Below are 25,543 nucleotides of genomic sequence, written 5' to 3'. Positions count from 1 at the left end.
CGGCGACGTAAGTATGGCAGCGCGTCGGCGCCCGACAAGAGTGCCTAAGCCGGGGCGTTGCCCGTGCCGCCGAATCGGACACCTATCCTGGGTGCGTCGGACAGCGCGGTCCGCAAGCCTCCAGTACCCCTCCAGACGTGCTCAAACACTGCAAGGAGCCGCACCTGTGAGCAGTGCCGACCAGACCTCCACAGCCAGCGCCGAGCTGCGCTCCGACATCCGCCGACTGGGCGACCTGCTGGGCGAGACGCTCGTCCGCCAGGAGGGCCCGGAGCTCCTGGACCTCGTCGAGAAGGTCCGCCGCCTCACCCGCGAGGACGGCGAGGCCGCCGCCGAACTGCTGCGCGGAGTCGAGCTGGAGACCGCCGCCCGCCTGGTGCGCGCCTTCTCCACCTACTTCCACCTGGCCAACGTCACCGAGCAGGTGCACCGCGGCCGCGAGATGCGCGAGCGGCGCGCCGCCGAGGGCGGACTGCTCGCCCGTACGGCCGACATGCTCAAGGACGGCGACGCCGCCCACGTACGCGAGACGATCAAGAACCTCAACGTACGGCCGGTGTTCACCGCCCACCCCACCGAGGCCGCCCGCCGCTCGGTCCTCAACAAGCTGCGGCGCATCGCCGTGCTCCTGGAGACCCCGGTCATCGAGGCCGACCGGCGCCGCCACGACCTCCGGCTCGCCGAGAACATCGACCTCATCTGGCAGACCGACGAGCTGCGCGTGGTCCGCCCCGAGCCGGCCGACGAGGCCCGCAACGCGATCTACTACCTCGACGAGCTGCACGCCAACGCGGTCGGCGACGTCCTGGAGGACCTCGCCGCCGAACTGGAGCGGGTCGGCTTCGAACTGCCCTCCGGCACCCGCCCGCTGACCTTTGGCACCTGGATCGGCGGCGACCGCGACGGCAACCCCAACGTCACCCCCCAGGTCACCTGGGACGTGCTGATCCTCCAGCACGAGCACGGCATCACCGACGCCCTCGAACTCGTCGACTACCTGCGCGGACTGCTCTCCAACTCCATCCGCTACACCGGCGCCACCCAGGAGCTCCTGGACTCGCTCCAGGCCGACCTGGAGCGCCTCCCGGAGATCAGCCCCCGCTACAAGCGCCTCAACGCCGAGGAGCCCTACCGGCTCAAGGCCACCTGCGTCCGCCAGAAGCTGGTCAACACCCGCGAGCGCCTGGCCACCGGCACCCCGCACGTCGAGGGCCGCGACTACCTCGGCACCGCCGAACTGCTGCGCGACCTCACCCTGATCCAGACCTCGCTGCGCGAGCACCGCGGCGGCCTCTTCGCCGACGGCCGGATGGACCGCACCATCCGCACCCTGTCCGCGTTCGGCCTCCAGCTCGCCACCATGGACGTCCGCGAGCACGCGGACGCCCACCACCACGCCCTCGGGCAGCTCTTCGACCGGCTCGGCGAGGAGTCCTGGCGGTACGCCGACATGCCGCGCGACTACCGGCAGAAGCTGCTCGCCAAGGAGCTCAGGTCGCGCCGCCCGCTGGCGCCCACGCCCGCCCCGCTCGACGCGGCCGGGCAGAAGACCCTCGGCGTCTTCCACACCGTCAAGGAGGCCTTCGAGCGCTTCGGCCCGGAGGTCATCGAGTCCTACATCATCTCGATGTGCCAGGGCGCCGACGACGTCTTCGCCGCCGCCGTCCTCGCCCGCGAGGCCGGACTCGTCGACCTGCACGCCGGCTGGGCCGAGATCGGCATCGTGCCGCTCCTGGAGACCACCGACGAGCTCAAGGCCGCCGACGTCATCCTCAACGACATGCTCGCCGACCCCTCCTACCGGCGCCTCGTCTCGCTGCGCGGCGACGTCCAGGAGGTCATGCTCGGCTACTCGGACTCCTCCAAGTTCGGCGGCATCACCACCTCGCAGTGGGAGATCCACCGCGCCCAGCGCCGACTGCGCGACGTCGCCCACCGCTACGGCGTGCGCCTGCGCCTCTTCCACGGCCGCGGCGGCACCGTCGGCCGCGGCGGCGGCCCCTCGCACGACGCGATCCTCGCCCAGCCCTGGGGCACCCTGGAGGGCGAGATCAAGGTGACCGAGCAGGGCGAGGTCATCTCCGACAAGTACCTGATCCCGTCGCTGGCCAGGGAGAACCTGGAGCTCACGGTCGCCGCCACGCTCCAGGCCTCCGCCCTGCACACCGCGCCCCGCCAGTCCGACGAGGCGCTGGCCCGCTGGGACGCGGCCATGGACACCGTCTCGGACGCCGCCCACTCGGCGTACCGCCGGCTGGTCGAGGACCCGGACCTGCCGACGTACTTCCTCGCCTCGACCCCTGTCGACCAGCTCGCCGACCTGCACCTGGGCTCGCGGCCGTCCCGCCGCCCCGGCTCGGGCGTCTCGCTCGACGGACTGCGGGCCATCCCGTGGGTGTTCGGCTGGACCCAGTCCCGCCAGATCGTCCCCGGCTGGTTCGGCGTCGGCTCCGGCCTCAAGGCCTTGCGCGAGGCCGGTCTCGAAGAGGTCCTCGGCGAGATGCACGAGCACTGGCACTTCTTCCGCAACTTCCTCTCCAACGTGGAGATGACGCTCGCGAAGACGGACCTGCGGATCGCCCGGCACTACGTCGACACCCTCGTCCCCGAGGAACTCCAGCACGTCTTCGACGCCATCCAGGCCGAGCACGACCTGACCGTCGCCGAGGTCCTGAAGGTGACGGGCGGCGAGAAGCTGCTCGACTCGCACCCGGTGCTCCAGCAGACCTTCGCCATCCGCGACGCCTACCTGGACCCGATCTCCTACCTCCAGGTCGCCCTGCTGGCCCGTCAGCGGGCCGCCGCGGAGCGAGGCGAGGACCCGGACCCGCTGCTCTCCCGCGCGCTCCTGCTCACGGTGAACGGCGTGGCGGCGGGCCTGCGCAACACCGGCTGACGGTCCTTCCGGACCCGGACACGACAGTGCCCCCGCGGGGAATCCCCGCGGGGGCACCGTCATGACGGCGTGCGCCGCCGGTACCGCCGGGCCCTAGTGCTGCCGGGCCGCAGTGCTGCCGGGCCTCAGTGCTGCTGGGCCTTGCGACGACGGCTCACCAGGAACGCGCCGGCGCCCGCGAGGACGGCGGCGACGGCGGCGAGGACGCCGATCGGGGCGCTGGAGCCGGTCTGGGCGAGACCGCCGCCGGCCGACTCGGACGCGCCCGGGGTGGGCTGGCCGGAGGCGGAGCTCTCCGAGGCGGAGGCGGTGGGGGAGACCGACTCACTCGGGGTGCCGGAGGTCGTACCGGACGGCGTCTCGGACGGGGTGCCGGACGGGGTGCCGGACGGCGTCTCCGAGGGGGTCCCGGACGGCGTGCCGCTCGGGGTCTCGGAGGGGGTGCCGGAGGGGGTGCCCGAGGGGGTGCCGGTCGGGGTGCCGGGGTTCTCCTCGCCGGGCTCGCAGTCGGTCTTGAAGACCTTCTGCTTGGCCTTGCCGTTCTCGCCGGCGAAGTTCCAGAACAGCTTGTACTGGCCGTTCGGGAGGGTCATGTCCGCGGTGCGCTCGTGGCCGTCACCGTCGAGGACGATGCTGCCCTCCTTGACCGTGGTGCCCTTCTCCTGCGCGTTGTCGGCCCAGGCCTCGATGTGCCACTGGACCCTCTGGTCGGCGTCGAAGCCGAAGGCGTCGAGGTAGAAGGAGCAGACCTTGGGCTCGTTCTGCTTGAGCTCTTCCTTGGTCTTCGAGTCGTGGATCTTCACGGTGCCGTTGTCGCCGTGCGGCTTGCCGCTGGCGAGGGCGTGCGGAGCCAGGACCAGGGAGCCTGCCACCGCCACGACAAGCGCGCCGGCGGATATCAGGGAACGTCGCATGGGCAGTCGTCCATCTATGGGAATGAGGGATGCCGTGGGAGGTGGCTCGGGCAGCCTATCCGTCGCTTTAAGTCACCCTTAACCCAGAGGGCGATAACGATTCGATGGGATCACGCCGCGGTGTCCGAAAATCGTCAGAGCGCGAAGAATGCGCCCAGCAACACCGCCGCCCCCGCCCCCGCCGCCGACCACGCCGTCCTCGGCAGCCGCATCCCGCCACCGATCAGCGGCGCCGCGAGCAACAGCGCCCCGCCCAGCGGCAGCCACGCGTGCAGCCCCCCGCCCCAGCCCGCGCGCACCGCCTCCTGCGTGCCCGGCTTCACCACCACCGGCAGCGTGTCGCCCTTCTCCGCCGCCACCGAGTGCGCGATCGTCACCGCCCGCAGCCGCGAGGCCGGGTCGTCCGGCACGTAACGCCCGCTGCACGTCTCCTCGGTGCAGCCCGTCACCGTCAACGTGCCGTGCTCACGCCCCTTCGCGAGCAGCACGTGCTGGGCCGTCCCCCAGGACGACCAGGCACCCGCGACGAGCAGGAGCAGGACGACGAGGGCCATGGCGGCGTTACGGGCGAGCGTCATGACCCGCGATCGTACAGTCGTACGCGCGGACCGCGGGGTCCTACGTGTTGTACGCCGACTGCGCCCGCTCCAGACCCTCCGTCACCAGACACTCCACCGCGTCCGCCGCCCGGTCCACGAAGTAGTCCAGCTCCTTGCGCTCCGTCGACGAGAAGTCCTTCAGGACGAAGTCCGCGACCTGCATCCGGCCCGGCGGCCGCCCGATGCCGAACCGCAGCCGGTGGTACTCCGCACCCATCGACTTCGTCATCGACTTCAGGCCGTTGTGCCCGTTGTCCCCGCCGCCGATCTTCAGCCGCAGCACCCCGTAGTCGATGTCCAGCTCGTCGTGGACCGCCACGATGTGCGCCGTCGGCACCTTGTAGAAGTCCCGCAGCTGCGTCACCGGGCCGCCCGACAGGTTCATGTACGACATCGGCTTCGCCAGCACCACCCGGCGGTTGGCCGGCCCGGGCGGACCGATCCGGCCCTCCACCACCTGCGCCTGCGCCTTCTGCGCCCGCTTGAACTTGCCGCCGATGCGCCCGGCCAGCAGGTCCGCCACCATGAAGCCCACGTTGTGCCGGTTGCCGTCGTACTCCGGGCCCGGGTTGCCGAGGCCGACGATCAGCCAGGGGGCGTTCGCGTCGTCCGTCATCTGCGTCACGTCTCCTCGTATGCGTACAGACAGAAAGAAACGGGGTGGCGGGCCGTTCCCGGCCCGTCACCCCGTCACGTCAAGCAGAGCCTACGGCTCAGGCCTCGGCGCCCTCGGCGGCCTCGGTCTCGGCGGCCGGCTCCTCGGCCTGCGCGGCCAGGACCTGCAGGACGACGGCGTCGGCGTCGGTCACCAGGGAGGCACCCTTCGGGAGGGCGATGTCCTTCGCGAGGATGGAGGCACCGGCCTCCAGGCCCTCCACGGAGACCGTGACGGTCTCGGGGAGGTGGGTGGCCTCGGCCTCGACGGCCAGGGTGCCGAGCACGTGCTCCAGCAGGTTGCCACCGGCGGCGAGCTCACCCTCGGCCTGCACCGGGATCTCGACGGTGACCTTCTCGCCGCGCTTCACGAGGAGCAGGTCGACGTGGATGAGGAAGCCCTTGATGGCGTCACGCTGGACGGCCTTCGGGAGCGCCAGCTCGTTCTTGCCGTCGATGTCCAGGGAGAGCAGGACGTTCGGCGTACGCAGCGCCAGGGCCAGCTCGTGGGACGGAAGGGTGATGTGGGCCGGCTCCGAGCCGTGGCCGTAGACGACGGCGGGGACCAGGCTGGCACGACGGATCGCGCGGGCGGCGCCCTTGCCGAACTCGGTACGGACGGAAGCGGCGAGCTTGACCTCGGACATGTGCACTCCTCGTATGGGTGGTGACGTCTGTGACTGTCACCCGGCCACGACTGGCGATGGCCTGCTACGAAGAGCGCGTCGATAACGGACCGCCGGGATCCCACAGGATCCGGCCTCCCTCGCCGAGCAACCACGACAGTCTAGCGGCAGCCCACCGGGCACCCAAATGGATCACTTCCGAGGCCAGGACCGCCCGGGCACGCGTAAGGGCCGCCTCCCCAGGGAGACGGCCCTTACACGTCAGACCTCCCGGCCCTCAGGGCCGAGCGGCGAGGCTCAGTGCTCCTCGAAGAGGCTCGTCACCGAACCGTCCTCGAACACCTCACGCACCGCGCGCGCGATCGTCGGCGCGATCGACAGCACCGTGATCTTGTCGAGCTCCAGGGAGCCCGGGTCGGGCAGCGTGTCCGTGAACACGAACTCGCTGACCTTCGAGTTCTTCAGACGGTCGGCCGCCGGACCCGACAGGATGCCGTGCGTCGCCGTCACGATGACGTCCTCCGCGCCGTGCGCGAACAGGGCGTCCGCCGCCGCGCAGATCGTGCCCGCGGTGTCGACCATGTCGTCCACCAGGACACACACACGGCCCTTCACGTCACCGACGACCTCGTGGACCGTCACCTGGTTGGCGACGTCCTTGTCACGACGCTTGTGGACGATCGCCAGCGGTGCGTCCAGACGGTCGCACCAACGGTCCGCCACACGCACCCGACCGGCGTCCGGGGACACGATCGTCAGCTTCGAACGGTCCACCTTCGCGCCCACGTAGTCCGCCAGGACCGGCAGCGCCGACAGGTGGTCCACCGGACCGTCGAAGAAGCCCTGGATCTGGTCCGTGTGCAGGTCGACCGTGAGGATGCGGTCCGCACCCGCGGTCTTCAGCAGATCCGCGACCAGACGGGCCGAGATCGGCTCACGGCCGCGGTGCTTCTTGTCCTGACGGGCGTAGCCGTACGACGGGACGATCACGGTGATGCTCCGGGCCGAAGCCCGCTTCAGAGCATCGATCATGATCAGCTGCTCCATGATCCACTTGTTGATCGGAGCCGTGTGGCTCTGGATCAGAAAGCAGTCCGCGCCACGAGCCGACTCCTGGAAGCGGACGTAGATCTCACCGTTGGCGAAGTCGAAAGCCTTGGTCGGCACGATGCCGACACCCAGCTGGTGTGCGACCTCCTCGGCCAGCTCGGGGTGGGCGCGGCCGGAGAAGAGCATGAGCTTCTTCTCGCCGGTCGTCTTGATCCCGGTCACAGCACTGTCTCCTCGACGGTTTCTCTGGCAACGGATACCCGCGCTCCCGTGCGCGTGTGCGAGCCAGCCGAATTTGTGTGCACGTATCACGGTACGCCGAGTTCGACGTACTCGTTTCCGGTCAGCTTTCGCCGACGGAGTTCTCCGAGGCGGCATGGGCCGCCTGCGCGGCCGCGCTGCCCGGACGCTTACGGGCCACCCAGCCCTCGATATTCCGCTGCTGGCCACGGGCGACGGCCAACGAGCCCGGCGGCACGTCCTTCGTGATCACGGACCCGGCGGCGGTGTACGCCCCGTCCCCGATCGTGATGGGCGCCACAAACATGTTGTCCGAACCCGTACGGCAGTGAGAGCCGATCGTGGTGTGGTGCTTCGCCTCCCCGTCGTAGTTCACGAAAACGCTCGCCGCACCGATGTTCGTGTGGTCGCCGATCGTCGCGTCACCCACGTACGACAGATGGGGGACCTTCGTCCCCTCGCCCACCACGGCGTTCTTCATCTCGACGTACGTACCGGCCTTCGCCCTCGCACCCAGCTTGGTGCCCGGACGCAGATACGCGAACGGCCCCACGGACGCGCCCTCGCCCACCACGGCGGAGTCGGCGACGGTGTTGTCCACCCGCGCCCCCCGCGCCACCGTCGTGTCCGTCAGACGCGTGTTCGGACCCACCACGGCGTCCTCGCCCACGTGCGTCGCACCCAGCAGCAGCGTGTTCGGCAGCACCACCGCGTCCGGCTCGAAGGTCACCGTCACGTCCACGAAGGTCGAACCCGGGTCCACCACCGTCACGCCGGCGAGCATCGCCCGCTCCAGCAGCCGCTGGTTGAGCAGCGCACGCGCCTCGGAGAGCTGCACCCGGTTGTTGATACCGAGGATCTCCCGGTGGTCCGCGGCCACGGAAGCGCCCACCCGGTGACCGGCCTCGCGCAGGATGGACAGCACATCGGTCAGGTACTCCTCGCCCTGACTGTTGTCCGTCCGCACCTTGCCGAGCGCGTCCGCCAGCAGCGCCCCGTCGAACGCGAACACCCCGGAGTTGATCTCCCGGATCGCCCGCTGCGCGTCGGAGGCGTCCTTGTGCTCGACGATCGCGGTCACCGAACCGGTGGCCTCGTCGCGCACGATCCGCCCGTAGCCGGTCGCGTCCGGGACCTCGGCGGTCAGCACCGTCACGGCGTTCCCGTCGGCCGCGTGCGTCGCGGCGAGCGCCCGCAGCGTCTCGCCCGACAGCAGCGGGGTGTCGCCGCACACCACGACCACGGTCCCCTCGGGCGCCCGCCCGAGCTCCCCGAGCGCCGTCCGCACCGCGTGCCCGGTCCCGTTCTGCTCCTCCTGCACCGCGGTCCGCGTCCCCGCGTACCGCTCGTCCAGATGCCCCTTGACCTGCTCCCGCGCATGCCCCACGACCACGACCAGGTCCTCGGGCTCCAGCTCACGAGCGGCGGAGACGACGTGCCCGACGAGCGAACGCCCGGCGATCTCGTGCAGGACCTTGGGGGTCTTCGACTTCATGCGGGTGCCCTCACCCGCTGCGAGGACGACGACGGCGGCCGGGCGGTTGGCGCTCACGGGTGTGCCCTTCGGCTTCGGGGGGTGGACCTCCGAAGGATACCGGGGGGTACTGGGCGGGGTATGAGTAAGGGTCCCGACCGGAACGGTCGGGACCCTCGTACGAACAGCTCCCCTGCCAGGACTCGAACCCGGACATAGGACTCCAAAGGTCCCAGTGCTGCCGATTACACCACAGGGGATAGCTAAGTCGATCAAATCGGGCATTACGTCACCCCGGTCGAATCGACGGCACCTACTATGCCGCACCACCAGCCCTCGATGCGACGGTAAAGCTCGGCGCCCCGCGCGACGCGGATGACGAGGCAGCCGCGATACGTGGAGCCGGTGTTCTTCCGGATCGTCTTCGGGTTGTGCTTCTTGATCGTGGTCCGCTGGAACGCGGCCGGCGCGACACCGACGAGCTCGGCCCAGTAGCGCTCCGCGCCCTCGGCGTCCGCCGTCGCGTGGATCATGACCCGGAAGGTCAGCCGCTCCGCTTCGACGCCCAGCAGGCGCAGCCAGGCCAGATAGACCTGGATGACGCCCGGGTCGCTGTTCACGAACTGGACGTTCTCCCGGCGCGAGTAGGGCTTGTCCTTCGCCCCTTCCGCCCAGTACAGGGCCGTTCCCGCGATCAGGAGCTCGCGATCCGTCATCGGACCGATCTCCTGGCGCGCCGCGTGCTTGGTCCTCTGGCGTTCCCCCTCGCGTACGGCGAGCTCGTGCTCCCAGCGCTTTCGGCCGGCCAGCCTGGCCTGCTCGGACGGCTCCGGCCGCGCCGGCTTCGGGAGGTCGCGCACCCAGAGGGAGATCGAGCTCTTGGAGCAGCCCAGCTCCAGCTGGATCTGGTCGTAGGTCCGGCCCGCCAGGCGCAGCTCCCGGGCGCGGGTGCGCAGGTCGTCCTTGGCGTTGGGGCGTTTCGTCCATTCCGGGGCGGGCTCGCCCCGCACCAGCCGGTGAAGGATGTCGTTGTTGTAGACCTTCAGGCGGTCGCGGATCTGGCGGAGGCTGAGACCCTCGCGACGCAAGGCCACTGCCTGCGCGCGCAAGTCTTCGAAGTCGGCGTACCGGCTCGTCTCTCGTGACATGGGGCCAGCCTCGTCCGGAATGCGGACGTCCGGGTCGAAAGTGCTGGCGATTCAATAGTTCGAGGGACTGGTGTGCGCACATGTTGACGCGCGCCGCTCCGGGCGGCGGTGGAGGCGGGAAAATCGGCGGCGGTCGCCCGTAGGGTGGACGGCATGACCACAACGGGGGCAGATCAGGACGCTGTGGGCGCGCGCGCCCCGCGTAGCTGGTGGTGGTGGGGGAGACGGCGGAGTGTCGTGCTGGACGTGGCGCTGGCCGTCGTGTCCGCGCTGGAGTGCGGGCTCGAAGGGATCGGCTTCGCCGAGAAGGCCGCGCTGCCGGTGCCCGTCGGGGTGCTGTTCGGACTGATGGTCGGGTCGGTACTGCTGGTGCGGCGCCACTGGCCGATCACCGTCGTGCTCGTGTCGATCGCCGTCACGCCCGCCGAGATGGGCTACCTGATGGGCATCGTCGGCCTCTACTCGCTGGCCGCCTCCGAGGTGCCCCGCCGGTTCACGGCCGCGCTCGCCGGCATGTCCACGGTCGCCGTGTACATCGTGACGATGGTCCGGCTCCGCCAGGACGTCGCCCACGCCGACGTGGACCAGCAGGACTTCGACCCCAGCGGCTGGTACGTCCCCGTCGTCTCCCTCTTCATGACCCTGGGCCTCAACGCCCCGCCGCTGCTGTTCGGCCTCTACATAGGGGCCCGGCGCCGGCTCATGGAGTCCCTGCGCGAGCGCGCGGACAGCCTGGAGCAGGAGCTGTCGCTGCTCGCCGACCGGGCCGAGCAGCGCGCCCAGTGGGCGCGGCAGGAGGAGCGGACGCGGATCGCGCGCGAGATGCACGACGTCGTGGCGCACCGGGTGTCGCTGATGGTGGTGCACGCGGCGGCGTTGCAGGCGGTCGCGTTGAAGGATCCGCAGAAGGCGGTGCGGAACGCGGCGCTGGTGGGTGACATGGGGCGGCAGGCGCTGACGGAGCTGCGGGAGATGCTGGGGGTGCTCCGCGAGGAGGTCCCGAAGGCGTCCCCGGCGTTGCCGCTGGCCGCGGTCGGGCGTGCCGCCGCTGCCGCCGCCGAGGCCGCGGCGGGGGACGGCGGCCCGTGTCTGGACGCCCTGGACGCGCTGGTCGAGCAGTCGCGGCAGGCCGGTGCGGTGGTGGAACTGGTGGTGCTGGGCGAGCCCCGCGCGTACGGCGCCGAGGTGGAGCAGACCGCGTACCGGGTGGTCCAGGAGGCGCTGACCAACGTCCACAAGCACGCGGCGGGCGCCGAGGTGGTGGTGCGGCTGGCGCACCGCGAGGCCGAGGTCGCGATGCAGGTGGAGAACGGTCCCTCGGACGCGACGGCCGCCGACGCGCATCTGCCGAGCGGCGGGAACGGGCTGGTCGGCATGCGTGAGCGCGTGTCGGGTCTCGGCGGGGTGTTCGTGTCGGGGCCGACGGACGCGGGCGGCTTCCGGGTGAGCGCGGTGCTTCCGGTGGTTCCGGTGGTTTAGGGAGCGGCGCTCTCCATAGGACGACCCGGGGGACCCGTAGGCCCGTAGGACCCTGGGGACCCGCTCGTTCCGCTCAGCCTCCGGCGGTCAGGCGCGTCGGCTGGGTTCCCGTGACGAGGGTCGACAGGGCCGCGTCGATGTCCCGGCCCAGGTACCAGTCGCCGGTGTGGTCGACGCTGTAGACGCGTCCCTCGACGTCCATGGCGAGGACCGCCCGCTGGTCGCCCTCCTCGCCGAGCGGTGCCAGCTCGGTGTCGAGGGCGCGGCCGAGGTCGCCGAGGGTGCGGGCGAGGTGGATGCCGGCGAGGGGGTCGAAGCGGATGGTGGCGGGGGCTATCTGGCGCCCGTTCCCGGGCGCGGTGACGTGCAGGCCGCCGAATTCCGCCCAGGCCTCGACGGCCGCGGGGAAGACGCTGTGCCGGTGTCCGGCCGGGGTGACGTGGGCGCGCAGGGTGTCGGCCCATTCTTCGGCCAGCTTGATGTCCCAGCGGCCCGGCTGCCAGCCGGCCTCGCGCAGGGCGGCGTCGACGTTGACCGGGAATCGGGTGCTGTTCAGGTCGGGCATGGGTGTGGTTCCGCCGTTCTGGGCGTGGGGGCGGCCGTGTCGTGGGCCCGGTCGGACGGGTTCAGCCGTCGGTCGGGTCGACGGCGCGGACGCCGAAGTGCGCGAGCATCGCCGTACAGGAGCGGCAGGGTGTGGCGTAGCTGCCGTGCAGCGGGTCGCCGTCCTCGCGGATGCGCCGTGCGGTGAGTTTGGCGTGCTTGAGGGACCGGCGCGCCTCGCTCTGGGTGAGCGGTTTGCGCTGGGCCCGTTTGGAGCGGGTGCCCTCGGTGGCGGTGAGGGCCCGGGAGAGCAGGATCGCTTCCGGGCAGCGTCCGGTGAAACGTTCGCGCTGGCCGCTCGTGAGGGTGTCGAGGAAGTCCTGGACGAGCGGGTGGAGGTCCGGTGCCCGGTCGCCGCGGGCGGCGGTACAGGTGAGGGTCTCGCCGCGGACGGACAGGGCGGCGCCGACCGCGGGCAGGATTCCGTCGCGGCGGTGACGCAGTAAGGGGGCGCGCTGGCTGTCCGCGTCGCTGCCCCAACTGAGGCGTGGGTCACCCTGCGTGGGCGATGGTGCCGGTGTGGTGCTTGCGTGCATGGTGCTGGTCTTCCCCTCCCGCAATCCCCCGAGTTGCTGGAACAGCCTGCCAAACCCGGTGCCGGATGTGGAAGCGGGGGCGCGGAAACGTGCTTTCGGTGTGTCGGAATCATGGCGGTGCTGTCATGCCGTCGTGACACGTGGTCACCATGGGAGGGGTGGGCGCATCGGGCCGGGTCGGGGGCGCGCGGCACCGCTTAGGCTGTGCGGACCAACCAGCAGCAGTCGGCGCCCGCCGGCAGCAGTCACAGGGGGCAACCGCCATGACGACAGGTCGGCTCGGCCAGGACACCGCGCCGCCGAACTCGGCGTACGCCGGGCAGGTCGTGCACTTCCCGGACCCGGTCCGGGCCTCCCGGCATCCCCGAGGGGTGCGGGTGGACGAGCGCGGCTACCCGGACTTCTCGGCGTACGCGCGGGCGGCGGCGGAGATCGCCGATCCGCCGGAGGGTTTCGGTGTCGACGAACTGCGCCTGACGGACTACGTGTCGGCGAACGCGGCGCTGGCCGCGACGGGGCACGAGCTGTGGGACACGATTCCGGCGGTGGCCACCCCGCACGGCTGGACCTGGCACCACGTGGCGCACACGCGCCGGCTGGAGCTGGTGCCCGTCGAGGTGAAGGCGCTGCTGCGGCACCACGGTGGGGTGACGACGGCGGCCGTGGACCACGCGAAGCGCGGGACCCGGCCGCTGCAGGAGACCCGGCCCGCGCACTTCGGGCTGCCGAAGCGCGCGATGCCGGTGTCGGAGCAGCAGCTCCAGGGTGTCGAGGAGGATCTCGGCTACCGGCTCCCGGGCGCGTACCGGTCCTTCCTGAAGGCGGCGGGCGGCTGCGCGCCGATGGGTGCCGCGCTCGACGCGGAGCTGGGCCTGCTGGTGGACCAGCCGTTCTTCACGGTGCGCGAGGAGGCCGGGGTCAACGACCTCGTCTATGTCAACAAGTGCCTCCGTGACCACCTGACGAAGGACTACCTGGGCGTGGCCTTCGTCCAGGGCGGTCTGCTCGCGGTGAAGGTGAAGGGCGAGGCGGTCGGCTCGGTGTGGTTCTGCGCCTACGACGACGCGCGCGACCGTGACGGCTGGTCGGTGAACGAGCGGGTGGAGCGGCTGCTGCTGCCCTGCGGCGCCGACTTCGACGTGTTCCTCCAGCGCCTGGCGGGCAATCCGCCGGAGCTGGAGACGGTGGCGAACCTGATGGTGGACGGCGGCTTCGCGCGCGCCGTTCCCGTGGTCCCGGTGGGGGAGTGAACTGGCTGTGGTGACGTTCGCGCAGGCGCAGGAGCGCGCCGAGGAGTGGATCAACGGCGATGTGCCGGCGTACCTGCACCGGGAGGTGCGGGTACGCGAGTTCGGGCTCGGTTTCGTCGTGTGGGCCGAGGACCGCGAGGAGGCGCCGACCCAGGACGGGGGCCGGCAGCGGCTGGTCATCGCCCGCGACAGCGGCGAGGCGACGCTGTGGCCGGGCCTGCCGGTGGGTGAGGTCATCCGCCGTTACGAGGAGGAGTACGGCGCGGTGGCCGAGCCGGCCGCGTCGGTTCCGGCGCAGGCGTCCGCCCGGATCGACCTGAACCAGACCTCGTTCCTGTTGAGCCCGCCGGAGTGGCTCCAGGAGGCCGCGGACAAGATCGGCCTGCCGCCGGTGGCGTCGAACGCGTCGCAGGCGAGCGCGGGAGCGTCGACGGAGGGCGGATCGACGGGGCTGGGGGCTTCCGGGGCCGAGGCCGGTGTGGGGGGCGTCGGGGTTGCCGGTGCCGCTCAGGAGCCGTCCGCGCCCGCGCCGCTGCCCGTACCCGAGTCCGCGTCTGTGCCCCTGCCCGTACCTGAGTCCGCGCCTGCGCCGCGGCCCGTACCCGAGTCCGTGCCCGCGCCCCTGCCCGTACCTGAGTCCGCGCCTGCGCCTGCGGCTTCTCCGGTCCCTGTTCCGGACCAGACTCCGCCTCCGGCCTCGCCCGCGCCGTCGGTTCCGGCGTCCGCTCCGGGTGATGCTCCCGCAGCCGCTCCCGCGCCGTCCTCGTCGAGCCCCTGGGCGGACGCGAACGCGAGCGCGGGCGGTGCCGACGGGGCCGTACCGCTGCCGGCGACGGTGTTCGCGCCGCCGCTCTCGGGGGCGGACGACGACGACACGCCGCCGCCGGTCGTGGGGGCGGACGCTCCCACCGCGCTCATGAAGGGCGGCAGCGCGCTGCCCGCGACGGCCATCGCGCCGCGCCTGAACACGGACGCCCCGTTCCCGCAGGGCGGTCCCGCGGTGCCTCCGGGCCCGCCGGCCGGTCCGCCGGCCCCGCAGCCGAGCGCTCCGCCGGTGCCGCCGGGCGCGCCCGGCGCCGCGGACATCGCGGACGCGGCGACCAGCAAGGCGCCGACGCCGCCGCCCGGTGGGTACGTGCGGACGCAGCTGGTGTCGCAGCTCGGGCCCGAGGGGCCGCAGCCGACGCCGCCGGGCCCGCCCGCCCAGCCGGCGCCGCCCGGTCCGCCGGGCCCGCCCGCGCCGCCCGGCGCGACGCCGCCGCCCGCCGTGCACCACGCCGCGACGATGCTGGCGCATCCGAACCAGGGTGGGCCCGGTGCGCCGCCGCCTCCGCCTCCGCCGCCGGGGGTGCCGGGTGCGCCCGGGACGCCGCCGGGCGGGGTGGCGCATGCCGCGACGATGCTGGCGCATCCGAATCAGGGTGGGCCCGGTGCGCCGCCGCCTCCGCCTCCGCCGCCGGGGGTGCCGGGTGCGCCCGGGACGCCGCCGGGCGGGGTGGCGCACGCCGCGACGATGCTGGCGCAGCCCGGTCCCGGTGGTCCCGTCGGGCCGCCCCCGCCGCCCGGTCCGGTGCCGGCGCCGGTGAACGCGCCCGCGCCGCCGCCCGCGTACGGGTACCCGCAGCAGCCGCCCGTCGGGCCGCCGACGGTGGGCCCCGGCTACCAGGCCGTGCTGCGCTACCGCGCGCCCGACGGCTCGGAGCAGCAGATCATCCGCCGTTCCGCGCCGGGCACCCCGCACCCGGAGTGGCAGATCCTGCACGAGCTGCGCGCGATGAACGTGCCGCCGCAGCAGGTGCTGGAGCTGCACACGGAGCTGGAGTCCTGTGAGCTGCCGGGCGGTTACTGCGCGCGGATGATCAGGGAGACCTGGCCGCAGGCGCGGATCACGAACATCGCGCCGTACGGGCGTGATCACGCGGGCCGTCAGCAGGGCATGCAGCAACTCGTGACCCACCAGGGCGAGTTGCACCAGGTCGCGGACGGTCCGGCGCGCCCCGCGCCGGTGCGGGCGCCGTTGCCGCAGGTGCAGCCGGCGCCGCCGCTGCCGCCGGACGGCGTGGCGCAGGAGCTGGCCGGGGCCTTCGGTCCGGGCATCCTGCGCTTCGACCAGCGCGCGGTGTCCCGGCAGGGTGTTCCGGAGCTGGTGGCGGTGACGCTCGTGTGGGCGGGGCTGCCGGCCGACTTCGGGCCGTTCTTCTGGGCGCAGCCGGCCATGCCGGTGGTGCCGACGCTCGCGGAGCTCGCGGCGCAGCGGCAGGTGCAGCCGGCGGCGGACGCCGGGTCGTACCTGGTGCTCGGTTCGGACTTCGGCCGGGCGATCTGCGTCCAGTACGGGACGGCGCACATCGTGGCCGTACCGGTGGAGGCGGGTCCGGGCGGGCAGTCGGTGCCGCCGCAGTTCGTGAACACGGGGCTGCCGGAGTTCGTCCGCTGCCTGGCGCTGCTCGGGCGCATGTGGCGGCTGCGGTTCGGGCTCAACCCGGAGCAGGCGGGCCGCTGGACGAGCGATTTCCAGGCGCAGTTGGCGATGCTGGACCCGGCGGCGCTGTCCTCGCCGGAGAACTGGTGGTCCGTGCTCCTGGAGCAGATGTGGGACGGCCTGCTGTAGCCCGACCGGGTCCCCGCGGGAACGCGATGTGACGAAAGGCGCTCGACGTGTGTTCACGTCGGGCGCTTTTTGTCCGTTCTGATGCCGCATCCTTGGTGTTTGTTGGACATAAGGGAGACGAAGGGGCGTCAGGCATGAGTTTCGCCGTCGGACGGGGGCGCGGTTACCGCCCGGAGCAGGTCGACCGCTACCTGGCCGCGCTCTCCGAGGAACGCGACGGCGCGTGGGAGCGCGCGGCGCGCCTGACGGTCCTCGCCAAGGAGATGGCGGCGGAGGCCGCCCGGCTGCGCGAGGCCGTCGCCACGCTCGCCCCGCAGCGTTACGACTCCCTGGGCGAGCGGGCCCGCCGCATCCTGGAGCTCGCCGAGGCCGAGGACGAGACCCTGGTACGGGACGCGGAGGCCGAGGCGCAGGCGCTCGCCGAGGCGGCGGAGGCCGCGGCCGACGAGGCGGCGGAGGCGGCGAAGGCGTACGCGGAGGGCGTCCGCGCGGCGGCCGACGCGGCGGCCCGGGCGACCGGCAAGGAGACCGGCCTCCAGGCGGACGCGCTCCGCACCTCGGCGCTGCGCGACGCCGAGCAGGCGCGCGCCGAGGCGCGGGCCGCCTTCGACGAGACCCGGCGCGAGGCCGAGGCGGTCCGCGCGGCGCAGCGCGAGGAGCACCAGACGCTCCGCGAGGAGGCCGACCAGGCGGCGGCCCGGCGGGTGGCCGAGCTCGACGCCCGGCACGAGGAGCTCGTCGCCTACGCGGACGGCAAGCTGGACGAGGCGCGGCGCGGCCTCGCCGAGACCAAGGAGGCCGCGCGGCACGGCCAGGAGGACGCGGAGGCGAAGGCCGCGGAGATCCTCGCCGAGGCGCGGCTCAAGCAGGAGCGCGTCGAGCGCGAGACGGACCGGGTGCGGCGCGAGCACGACGAGGCCCGGGAGGAGATCCACTCCCACATGGAGCACATCCGCTCGTCGCTCGCGGCGCTCACGGGGCGGGTGGAACCACCGCGGGACGGGGAGAAGCCCGGAGGCGGGGAGAAGCCTGAGGCAGGGGAGTAGCCCGAGGCCGGGGAGTAGCCCGAGGCCGAGGGGCAGGGCGGCGACCAGGAGACGCCGCCCTGCCCCTTAGGGGCGCCGAGTCCTGACCGGTGCGGCCTGCCCGCCCGCCGGCGCTTGCCCGCCCGGCGCGGCCTGCCCGCCCGCCAGCGCCTGCCCGCCCGCCGGCGCCTGCCCACCCGCCGCGGCCCGCCCGCCCCCGGCGCCTGGGCGGCCGTGCCCGCCGTCCTCGCCACCGCCAGCAGGAACAGGCCGCAGCCGGTGACGAGGAGCCAGCCGGGGCGGGAGGCTTCGGCGAGGCCGGTCGGGGGGACGCCGGTGACCAGGGCTCCGGCGACGGCGATGCCGACCGCCGCGCCGATCTGGCGCGCGGTGGAGGTGATCGCCCCGGCGACGCCCGCCCGGGACGGCGGCAGGCCGCCGACGGCGGTGTTGGTCAGGGGGGCGTTCGCGAAGCCGAAGCCGATGCCGATGAGCAGGTACGCGGTGAGGAGCAGCGGCACGGAGGTGTGCGGTCCCAGACCGGTCAGGCTCAGGCCGCCGGCGGCGGTGAACCCGCCCGCGAGGAGCAGCGGGCGGCGGGGCCCGTGGCGTCCGGTGAGGCTGCCGGACCAGGGCGCGCACAGGGTGGCGCCGAGCGCCATGGGCAGGGTCGCCGCGCCCGCGGCGAGCGGGGTCCAGCCGCGGGTGTGCTGGAGGTAGAGGGTGTTGAGCAGCAGTCCGGTGTTGAGCGCGGCGAACACCGCGACCGCGCCGAGGACCGCCCCGGCGAAGCGCGGGCGCCGGAACAGCCGGAGGTCCATGAGGGGTTCGGGGCGCCGGAGTTCGACCCGCACGAAGGCGGCCGTGGCGGCGGCGAGCAGGGCGTAGCAGGTCAGGGCCGCGGGGGAGCCCCAGCCGATGCGCGGGCCCTCGATGAGGACGCCGACGGACAGGCCCAGGACCGCCGTGAGGAGCAGCTGGCCCGGCAGGTCGAGGCGCCGGGTCCGCCGCCCGTCCCGTACCCCGTCCGCCGGTACGAAGACGGCGACCAGGACGAGGGCGGCGACGACGACCGGCGCGTTGACCCAGAACACCGCCCGCCAGCCCGCGACGTCGACGAGCGCGCCGCCGGTGACCGGCCCCGCCGCCATGCTGAGCCCGAACACCGAGGCCCAGACGCCGATCGCCCGGGCCCGCTCCCGGGCGTCGGGCATCGTGTTGACCACGATCGCCAGGGCCACCGGGCTCAGCATCGAGGCCCCGACGCCCTGGAGCGCCCGGGCCGCGACGAGGACGCCGAGCGACGGGGCGAGCGCGCAGGCCAGGGAGGCGAGGCCGAAGACGACGAGCCCGCAGCGGAACACCCGGCGCCGCCCGAAGCGGTCGGCGAGCGCTCCGGAGGCCATCAGCAGGCCGGCCAGGACGACGGTGTACGCGTCGACGACCCACGCCAGGCCGCGGGTGCCGGTGCCCAGGCCCTCGCCGATCGTGGGCAGGCCGACGTTGACGATGGTCGTGTCGAGCCCGACCAGGAACATGCTCAGCGCGCAGACGGCCAGGACCGTCCACCGTCCGCGGGCACCGAGTGTGGGGGGTTGCGTCGCAAGAGTGGTCACGGGCCCGCCTTCTGCCGTCGGAGGCGCGTCTCGCGCGCTCGGGAGCGCCTCGACGGCGCCTGCGGGCCATGGTCGGGCCGGGGCGGGACCCGGACCACGAATCTTGCGGATCCGGCAAAGAGATTTTCAGTCGCGGAGGTCGGGCGCCGGCGCCGGCACCGGCCGCAGCACCGTCAGGGACTCCTCGCGGCGGGCCGCCATCGCGAAGGGGAAGCGGTCGACCTCCAGGCAGAGGGCGACGTCGTCCGGGTGGGAGCCCTCGCGCAGCTCGGCCGCGAGCTCGGCCGCCGCGCGGGAGTTGCCCGCGCGGCGGACGTACGGCGCCGGGTCGACCCCGTCGCCCGCGAGGGAGCGGCCGATGTACTCGGCGCAGGCCCGGTCCTCGTCGGCCCGCCCGTCCTCGCCGGTGACGACGAAGGTGACCGGGCCGGCGTCCGCGGCCCGCAGGAACCGGGCGGTCGGACCGGCCACGACGAAGCTCGCGCACAGGACCAGCGGGGCGTCCGCGACGGCCAGCGCGCCCACGGTGCCCGCCGTCGTCTTCTGCACCAGCGTGCGCCCGGTGAAGTCGCGCGACCGGAGCAGGGCGGGGGAGTTCACCGCGTCGAAGCCGGCTGCCGGGGCCCCGTCCTTCAGGGCCAGCCAGCCCGGGTGGCGCTCCTTCAGGGCGAGCGCCTCGTCCACCGTCCCGGCCAGCACGATCCGTTCGGCGCCGCGCGCGAACGCCCAGGCGGCCACGGTGAAGGCGCGCATGACGTCGATGACGACCGCGACGCGGGGGACGCCGGTCAGTTCGGGTATGCCGACGAAGTGATGATCCATCGTGCCATTCTGATGCCAAGGGGCTGGCGGCGGAGGGCAATTACCCGGCGGACGGCCGGGCCTCGCCCCGCTCGTGGTCCTCCCCGCTCTGCCCGTCCTCCCCGTCCTGCTGTTCCTTCAGGACCGGGAAGCGTCGTGGGGCCAGGGTGAGCAGGGCCAGCAGGGCGAGGGCGGCGGCCGCCGCCGCGCCCAGGTAGACGTAGTCCACGGCCGCGTCGACCGCCCGGCGCAGGTGGTCCGCGGCCTGCCCGGTGAGGGAGCCGGGGGTCTCCAGGGAGCGGACCAGGCCGTCCAGGTCGCCGCTCCCGGCGCCGAGGCGCGCGGCGAGCACCCCGTTGGCCACGGCGCCGAACAGGGCGGCGCCGACGCTCTGTCCGACCTGCCGGACGAAGAGGACGGAGGCGGTGGTCGTGCCGCGCTCCTCGTACGGGACGGTCGACTGGACCCCGACGATCAGTGGCAGTTGGAAGAAGCCGAGTGCCCCGCCGAGCAGCAGCATCAGCAGGGCGGGCTGCCAGGGTTCGCCGGGGAAGGGCAGCAGCGGGAAGGCGAGCAGGACCAGGAGGGCGCCGGTCATGCCGAGGACGGCGGTCAGGCGGAAGCCGATGCGGCTGTAGACCCGGTTGGAGAGGGCGGCCGTGACGGGCCAGCTGAGGGTCATCGCGGAGAGCACGAAGCCGGCGGCGATCGGGCCGAGTCCGAGGACGGCCTGGGCGTAGGTGGGCAGGAAGACGGTCGGGGCGACCATCAGCAGGCCCAGGGCGCCGAGCGCCAGGTTGACGGCGGCTATGGTCCGGCGGCGCCAGACCCAGCCGGGGATGATCGGTTCGGCGGCCCGGCGTTCGATGAGCACGGTGAGCGCGCCGAGGGCCGCCGCACCGCCGAAGAGGCCGAGCGACGGGGCGGAGAGCCAGGGCCAGGCGACGCCGCCCTGGACGAGCGCGGTCAGGAGCAGGGCGCCGGTGCCGAAGATGGCGAGCGCGCCCGCCCAGTCGACGGAGACCCGGGGCCGCGGACGGACCCCGTCGGGGGCGCCGCTTCCGGTCCTGTCCCCTAGGGGACGCCCCGGCTCGACCAGGTAGCGGCTGATCAGCCACAGCGCCGCCGCCCCGACCGGCAGGTTGACCAGGAAGATCCAGCGCCAGTCCGCGTATCCGGCGAGCAGCCCGCCCGCCGTCGGGCCCGCGACGGCGGCGGTGGCCCACACCGAGGAGAGCCGGGCCTGGATCCTGGGGCGCTCCTTCAGCGGGTACAGGTCGGCGGCGATCGTCTGGACGGTGCCCTGGAGGGCGCCGCCGCCGAGGCCCTGGACGACGCGGAAGGCGATGAGCGAGTACATGTCCCAGGCGGACGCGCAGAGCACGGAGCCGATCAGGAAGAGGACGATGCCCGAGATCAGGACGGGTTTGCGGCCGAAGGTGTCGCTGAGCTTCCCGTACACCGGCAGGGTGACCGTGACGGCGAGCAGGTAGCCGGAGAACAGCCAGGAGAAGACGGAGAGTCCGCCGAGGTCGCCGACGATCTGCGGGACGGCGGTGGAGACGACGGTGCCGTCGAGCGCGGCGAGCGCCATGCCGAGCATCAGCGCGGCGACGACCGGCCCGCGCCGGGTGGCGTCCGCCGTCGGCGCAGCCGTCTGTCTCGTGGTCGCCTCGGACACCACTGGCCCCTCTCCCCACCCGACAAGCACCGCAAGCACCGACGCGCACCGGCCAGCACCGGCCAGCACCGGCCAGCACCGGCAAGTACCGACAAACACCGGCAGGCACCGACGAACCCCGACGGATGCTTCGTACATCTAAGTGCGCCCGGGCCACCCTCTCACTCGATCCTCCGATGGAGAACCCCTAGGGGCTCCTCCCCCATACAGCCCAGGGCCCGTTCGTCCCGACGGAGGACGAGCCGGGAGCCCGCCGTCCTTAGCTTGGTCTTACGGGATCCCGTACGGACACCCCTCACACCACACGCCGCATCAGACGCCTACAAGGCATGCGGCGCATCCAACGCATAGGAGAACTACCGTGACTTCGGCTGTGACCATCCCCAGGCACGGGGGTACTGGAGGGCGTACGGCCGTCGCCGCGCGGGCGCGTCAGGTCGTCAAGGCGTACGGCTCGGGGGAGACCCGGGTCGTCGCGCTCGATCACGTCGACGTGGACATCGCCCGCGGCCAGTTCACCGCGATCATGGGCCCCTCGGGCTCCGGCAAGTCCACGCTGATGCACTGCCTCGCCGGTCTCGACACCGTCTCCGGCGGCCAGATCTTCCTCGACGAGACCGAGATCACCGGCCTGAAGGACAAGAAGCTGACCCAACTGCGGCGCGACCGCGTCGGGTTCATCTTCCAGGCCTTCAACCTGCTCCCCACGCTCAACGCGCTGGAGAACATCACGCTGCCGATGGACATCGCCGGCCGCAAGCCCGACCAGGAGTGGCTGCGCCGGGTCGTCGAGACCGTCGGGCTCGGCGAGCGGCTCAAGCACCGCCCCGCCCAGCTCTCCGGCGGCCAGCAGCAGCGGGTCGCCGTGGCCCGCGCGCTCGCCGCCCGGCCCGAGATCATCTTCGGTGACGAGCCGACCGGAAACCTCGACTCGCGGGCCGGGGCCGAAGTCCTCGGCTTCCTGCGCCAGTCGGTCGACGAGCTGGGGCAGACCATCGTGATGGTCACCCACGACCCGGTCGCCGCCTCCTACGCGGACCGGGTGCTCTACCTCGCCGACGGGCGCATCGTCGACGAGATGCTCCGGCCCACCGCGGACGCCGTCCTCGACCGCATGAAGGACTTCGACGCGCGCGGGCGGACCTCGTGACCGTGTTCAAGACCTCGCTGCGCAGCTTCCTCGCGCACAAGGGCCGCATGGCGCTCTCCGCCGTCGCCGTCCTCCTCTCCGTCGCGTTCGTCTGCGGCACCCTGGTGTTCAGCGACACCATGAACACCACCTTCGACAAGCTGTTCGCCTCCACCGCCTCCGACGTCACCGTCAGCCCGTCGAGCGCCGCCGGGAACGACGAGCTCCCGCAGAACGGGCGGCCCGAGACCCTGCCCGCCTCGGTCGTCGCGCAGGTCCGGGGCGTCGAGGGGGTCAAGGCCGCGCAGGGCCGGGTCTTCTCCACCAGCGTCACCGTCGTCGACTCCCGCGACGAGAACGTCGGACCCACCTCCGGCGCCCCGACCATCGCCGCCGACTGGTCCGCCGACGAGCTGCGTTCGATGGAGATCGCCTCCGGTCACGAACCGCGCGGCCCCACCGAGGTCATGGTCGACGGCGGCACCGCCGAGAAGCACCACCTGAAGATCGGCGACGAACTGCGCACCATCGCCGTCACCGGCGACTTCACCGCGAAGATCTCCGGCATCGTCGACTTCAAGGTCACCAACCCCGGCGCCACCCTCGTCTACTTCGAGACCGCCACCGCGCAGCGCGAACTCCTCGGCAAGGAGGGCCTGTTCACCCAGGTCACCGCCGACGCGGCGCCCGGTGTCGACGACGACGCGCTGAAGGCGGGCATCGCCGCGGAGCTCGGCTCCGGCTACAAGCTGCAGACCGCCGCCGAGTCCGCCGACGCGGGCCGCGAGGACGTCGCCGGGTTCCTCGACGTCATGAAGTACGCGATGCTCGGCTTCGCCGGGATCGCCTTCCTCGTCGGCATCTTCCTCATCGTCAACACCTTCTCCATGCTGGTCGCCCAGCGCACCCGCGAGATCGGTCTGCTGCGGGCCATCGGCTCCAGCCGGCGCCAGATCAACCGCTCCGTCCTCGTCGAGGCGCTGCTCCTCGGCGTCTTCGGCTCGATCGCGGGCGTCGCGGCCGGCGTGGGCCTCGCCGTCGGCCTGATGCAGCTCATGTCGTCCATGGGCATGGAGCTGTCCACGCAGGACCTCACCGTCCGCTGGACCACCCCCGTCGTCGGTGTCGTCCTCGGCGTCGTCGTCACCGTCGTCGCCGCGTTCGTCCCCGCCCGGCGGGCCTCGAAGGTCTCCCCGATGGCCGCCCTGCGCGACGCGGGCACCCCCGCCGACGGCAAGGCCGGTGCGGTACGGGCCGGGCTCGGCCTGCTCCTCACCGCCGCGGGCGGCGCGGCGCTGTGGACCGCGACCCAGGCCGAGAAGGCCGGCGCGGGCTCCCTCTGGCTCGGCCTCGGCGTCGTCCTGTCCCTGCTCGGCCTCGTCGTGATCGGCCCGCTGCTGTCCGGCGTCGTCGTCCGCGCCCTGGGCGTCGTCGTGCTGCGGGTCTTCGGCCCGGTCGGCCGGATGGCCGAGCGCAACGCGCTGCGCAACCCGCGCCGCACCGGCGCGACCGGCGCCGCCCTGATGATCGGCCTCGCGCTGGTCGCCTGCCTGTCCGTCGTCGGCTCGTCGATGGTCGCCTCCGCCACGGAGGAACTCGACCGGACCGTCGGCGCCGACTTCATCGTGGAGTCCACCAACCGGCAGCCCGTCGTGCCGCAGGCGCTGGCCGCCGTCGAGAAGGCCGCCGGGCTCGACCACGTCACCGAGTACAAGTGGGTCGAGGCCGTCGTCACCGACCCGCGCGGCAAGAGCGCGGAGCTCGGCCTGGTCGCCGCCGACCCGACGTACGCGCAGGACGTGCGCCGCGTGACCACGGCGGGCGAGCTGTCCGCCGCGTACGGTCCGGGCGCCATGTCCGTCGGCAGCACCTACGCGGCCGAGCACGGCGTGAAGGTCGGCGACACGCTCACGGTCGCCTTCAAGGGCGGCGAGAAGGCCCGGCTGCGCGTCGCGGCCGTCACCTCCGACGACAGCAACATCGACAAGGGCGTGATGTACACGAACATCACGACCGCCGCGCGCTTCCTGGCGCCCGACCGGATGCCCAAGAGCATGATCGTCTTCGCCACGGCGAAGGACGGCCAGGAGGACGCCGCGTACGAGAGCCTGAAGAAGGCCCTCGCCCCCTACCCGCAGTACAAGGTCGCCGACCAGGCCGACTACAAGAAGCAGCTCCAGGACCAGATCGGCCAGCTCCTCAACATGGTGTACGGGCTGCTCGCCCTCGCGATCATCGTCGCCGTCCTCGGCGTGGTGAACACCCTCGCCCTGTCGGTCGTCGAGCGGACCCGCGAGATCGGCCTCATGCGCGCCATCGGCCTCTCCCGCCGCCAGCTGCGCCGCATGATCCGCCTGGAGTCGGTGGTCATCGCCCTCTTCGGCGCCCTCCTCGGCCTGGCCCTGGGCCTCGGCTGGGGCACCGCCGCCCAGCAGCTCCTCGCCCTGGAGGGCCTGGGCGTCCTGGACATCCCCTGGCCGACGATCCTCACCGTCTTCGTCGGCTCGGCCTTCGTCGGCCTCTTCGCGGCCCTGGTCCCGGCGTTCCGGGCGGGTCGGATGAACGTGCTGAACGCGATCGCGACGGACTAGGGGGGGAACGGACGTGGGCGGGCCCCGGCGGAGTGTTCCGCCGGGGCCCGCCCACCGGTCACGGCGTGCGACCGAGGTGGAGCACCATGACCGTGATGGTCGCCTCGGTGATCTCGTACATGACCCGGTACCTGCCCACGTGCATGCGCCTGAGGTTGCGCGAGCCGTACTCGGAGGTTCCCGCGGGGCGCGGGTCGTCGGCGAGGAGGTCGGTCGCCTCGAACACCTGACGTAGCCCGTCGGGGTCGTCCACCAGGAATTTGGCGGCGACGTCGAGGGCCGGCTCGTCCCATAAGACGGTGTAGGTCACGACCGCTCCAAGCCCAGGCGCGCACGGGCCTCGTCCTGCGGGACGCCGACGGCGGTGCCTTCGGCCTGGCGGGCCCGGTACCGTGCCAGCGCCAGGTCGTCCTCCAGGTCCGCCAGGCGCTGCTCCAGCTCGTTCAGCTCCGTGGGGTTTATGAAGACGGCCGCGGCCTGGCCGTGGTCGGTGATGGTGATGCGTTCGCGGGCGTGGGCCGTCCGGCGGATGAGGGTGCCGAACTGGGCGCGCGCCTCGGTGATCGGGAACGTGGCACTCATGTACTGGACTGTACAGAGGAGTGCATGCTGCCGCGATC

20 protein-coding genes, 1 tRNA gene and 1 pseudogene are annotated in these 25,543 nt (G+C 72.8%); 7 read left to right on the top strand and 15 right to left on the bottom strand.

Going from position 1 to position 25,543, the window contains the following annotated elements; translation table 11 throughout:
- Window positions 1-166 precede the first annotated feature (166 nt).
- Window positions 167-2,896, top strand: a complete 2,730-nt coding sequence (gene ppc, locus AB0Q96_RS13770; protein ID WP_365324934.1) for a phosphoenolpyruvate carboxylase — start codon at window positions 167-169, stop codon at window positions 2,894-2,896.
- Between the two features lie 125 nt (window positions 2,897-3,021).
- On the opposite strand, the gene AB0Q96_RS13765 is transcribed toward ppc, so the two are convergent.
- The 8 genes from AB0Q96_RS13765 to AB0Q96_RS13730 form a co-directional block, all read right to left on the bottom strand.
- The gene (locus AB0Q96_RS13765) at window positions 3,022-3,810 is read right to left on the bottom strand and encodes an LPXTG cell wall anchor domain-containing protein (protein ID WP_365324933.1); all 789 of its coding nucleotides are present in this window, start codon (window positions 3,808-3,810) and stop codon (window positions 3,022-3,024) included.
- A 134-nt stretch (window positions 3,811-3,944) separates the two neighbouring features.
- On the bottom strand, window positions 3,945-4,388 hold the full coding sequence (locus tag AB0Q96_RS13760) for a hypothetical protein (protein ID WP_365324931.1): 444 nt from the start codon (window positions 4,386-4,388) through the stop codon (window positions 3,945-3,947).
- Window positions 4,389-4,428: 40 nt separating this feature from the next.
- Window positions 4,429-5,025 (bottom strand): aminoacyl-tRNA hydrolase, encoded by a 597-nt coding sequence (gene pth, locus AB0Q96_RS13755; RefSeq protein WP_365325413.1) that lies wholly within the window; start codon window positions 5,023-5,025, stop codon window positions 4,429-4,431.
- Window positions 5,026-5,122: 97 nt separating this feature from the next.
- Window positions 5,123-5,710 carry a 50S ribosomal protein L25/general stress protein Ctc gene (locus AB0Q96_RS13750; RefSeq protein ID WP_365324929.1) on the bottom strand — a complete coding sequence of 196 codons (588 nt, stop codon included), beginning with the start codon at window positions 5,708-5,710 and terminating at the stop codon, window positions 5,123-5,125.
- Window positions 5,711-5,986: 276 nt separating this feature from the next.
- Window positions 5,987-6,961, bottom strand: coding sequence for a ribose-phosphate diphosphokinase (locus tag AB0Q96_RS13745; protein WP_351665269.1), 975 nt, complete (start codon window positions 6,959-6,961; stop codon window positions 5,987-5,989).
- Window positions 6,962-7,082: 121 nt separating this feature from the next.
- Entirely contained in the window at window positions 7,083-8,531 is a 1,449-nt protein-coding gene (gene glmU / locus AB0Q96_RS13740; RefSeq protein ID WP_365324927.1) for a bifunctional UDP-N-acetylglucosamine diphosphorylase/glucosamine-1-phosphate N-acetyltransferase GlmU, read from the bottom strand.
- 110 nt (window positions 8,532-8,641) lie between these two features.
- Window positions 8,642-8,713 (bottom strand) — tRNA-Gln (locus tag AB0Q96_RS13735).
- A gap of 24 nt (window positions 8,714-8,737) precedes the next feature.
- Window positions 8,738-9,601: a hypothetical protein gene (locus tag AB0Q96_RS13730; protein WP_365324925.1), complete on the bottom strand. Its 864-nt coding sequence runs from the start codon at window positions 9,599-9,601 to the stop codon at window positions 8,738-8,740.
- A 153-nt stretch (window positions 9,602-9,754) separates the two neighbouring features.
- On the opposite strand from AB0Q96_RS13730, the gene AB0Q96_RS13725 reads away from it, so the two are divergent.
- Window positions 9,755-11,080, top strand: coding sequence for a histidine kinase (locus AB0Q96_RS13725; protein WP_365324923.1), 1,326 nt, complete (start codon window positions 9,755-9,757; stop codon window positions 11,078-11,080).
- A 73-nt stretch (window positions 11,081-11,153) separates the two neighbouring features.
- Here AB0Q96_RS13725 and AB0Q96_RS13720 read toward each other — a convergent pair whose 3' ends face one another.
- Both AB0Q96_RS13720 and AB0Q96_RS13715 read right to left on the bottom strand, forming a co-directional pair.
- Window positions 11,154-11,645, bottom strand: a complete 492-nt coding sequence (locus AB0Q96_RS13720) for an SUKH-3 domain-containing protein (protein WP_365324921.1) — start codon at window positions 11,643-11,645, stop codon at window positions 11,154-11,156.
- Between the two features lie 61 nt (window positions 11,646-11,706).
- Window positions 11,707-12,219, bottom strand: a complete 513-nt coding sequence (locus tag AB0Q96_RS13715; RefSeq protein ID WP_365324920.1) for a YwqJ-related putative deaminase — start codon at window positions 12,217-12,219, stop codon at window positions 11,707-11,709.
- A gap of 263 nt (window positions 12,220-12,482) precedes the next feature.
- Between AB0Q96_RS13715 and AB0Q96_RS13710 the strand changes: the two genes are divergently transcribed.
- The 3 genes from AB0Q96_RS13710 to AB0Q96_RS13700 all read left to right on the top strand — a co-directional run bounded on the left by AB0Q96_RS13710 (window position 12,483) and on the right by AB0Q96_RS13700 (window position 17,126).
- Window positions 12,483-13,469 (top strand): SMI1/KNR4 family protein, encoded by a 987-nt coding sequence (locus tag AB0Q96_RS13710; RefSeq protein WP_365324918.1) that lies wholly within the window; start codon window positions 12,483-12,485, stop codon window positions 13,467-13,469.
- Window positions 13,470-13,476: 7 nt separating this feature from the next.
- Window positions 13,477-16,080, top strand: a complete 2,604-nt coding sequence (locus AB0Q96_RS13705) for an SUKH-4 family immunity protein (protein ID WP_365324916.1) — start codon at window positions 13,477-13,479, stop codon at window positions 16,078-16,080.
- A gap of 134 nt (window positions 16,081-16,214) precedes the next feature.
- Window positions 16,215-17,126 (top strand): cellulose-binding protein, encoded by a 912-nt coding sequence (locus tag AB0Q96_RS13700; protein WP_365324914.1) that lies wholly within the window; start codon window positions 16,215-16,217, stop codon window positions 17,124-17,126.
- Window positions 17,127-17,455: 329 nt separating this feature from the next.
- On the opposite strand, the pseudogene AB0Q96_RS13695 reads toward AB0Q96_RS13700, so the two are convergent.
- From AB0Q96_RS13695 to AB0Q96_RS13685, 3 genes and pseudogenes are all read right to left on the bottom strand, one after another.
- Window positions 17,456-18,721, bottom strand: a pseudogene (locus AB0Q96_RS13695) (MFS transporter); the annotation flags it as partial.
- Between the two features lie 126 nt (window positions 18,722-18,847).
- Entirely contained in the window at window positions 18,848-19,543 is a 696-nt protein-coding gene (locus AB0Q96_RS13690) for a 2-phosphosulfolactate phosphatase (RefSeq protein ID WP_365324912.1), read from the bottom strand.
- A gap of 40 nt (window positions 19,544-19,583) precedes the next feature.
- Window positions 19,584-21,125: an MFS transporter gene (locus AB0Q96_RS13685; RefSeq protein ID WP_365325411.1), complete on the bottom strand. Its 1,542-nt coding sequence runs from the start codon at window positions 21,123-21,125 to the stop codon at window positions 19,584-19,586.
- 439 nt (window positions 21,126-21,564) lie between these two features.
- Here AB0Q96_RS13685 and AB0Q96_RS13680 point away from each other — a divergent pair, with 439 nt between their 5' ends.
- Entirely contained in the window at window positions 21,565-22,353 is a 789-nt protein-coding gene (locus AB0Q96_RS13680) for an ABC transporter ATP-binding protein (RefSeq protein WP_365324911.1), read from the top strand.
- A complete protein-coding gene (locus AB0Q96_RS13675; RefSeq protein WP_365324909.1) occupies window positions 22,350-24,923 on the top strand; it encodes an FtsX-like permease family protein in 2,574 nt (857 codons plus the stop codon). The genes AB0Q96_RS13680 and AB0Q96_RS13675 overlap by 4 nt, the downstream gene beginning before the upstream one ends.
- A gap of 58 nt (window positions 24,924-24,981) precedes the next feature.
- Here the strand turns inward: AB0Q96_RS13675 and AB0Q96_RS13670 are convergent, their stop codons facing one another.
- The gene (locus AB0Q96_RS13670) at window positions 24,982-25,233 is read right to left on the bottom strand and encodes a type II toxin-antitoxin system RelE/ParE family toxin (protein WP_365324907.1); all 252 of its coding nucleotides are present in this window, start codon (window positions 25,231-25,233) and stop codon (window positions 24,982-24,984) included.
- Window positions 25,230-25,505, bottom strand: coding sequence for a type II toxin-antitoxin system Phd/YefM family antitoxin (locus tag AB0Q96_RS13665; RefSeq protein ID WP_365324905.1), 276 nt, complete (start codon window positions 25,503-25,505; stop codon window positions 25,230-25,232). The genes AB0Q96_RS13670 and AB0Q96_RS13665 overlap by 4 nt, the downstream gene beginning before the upstream one ends.
- Window positions 25,506-25,543: the final 38 nt, after the last annotated feature.

Origin of the sequence: Streptomyces sp. NPDC093111, from assembly GCF_040683955.1 — a bacterium.
In the GTDB taxonomy this organism is placed as follows: domain Bacteria; phylum Actinomycetota; class Actinomycetes; order Streptomycetales; family Streptomycetaceae; genus Streptomyces.
Note: the sequence above shows the minus strand (reverse complement) of the source record. Positions and strands in the feature narration are given on the sequence as shown.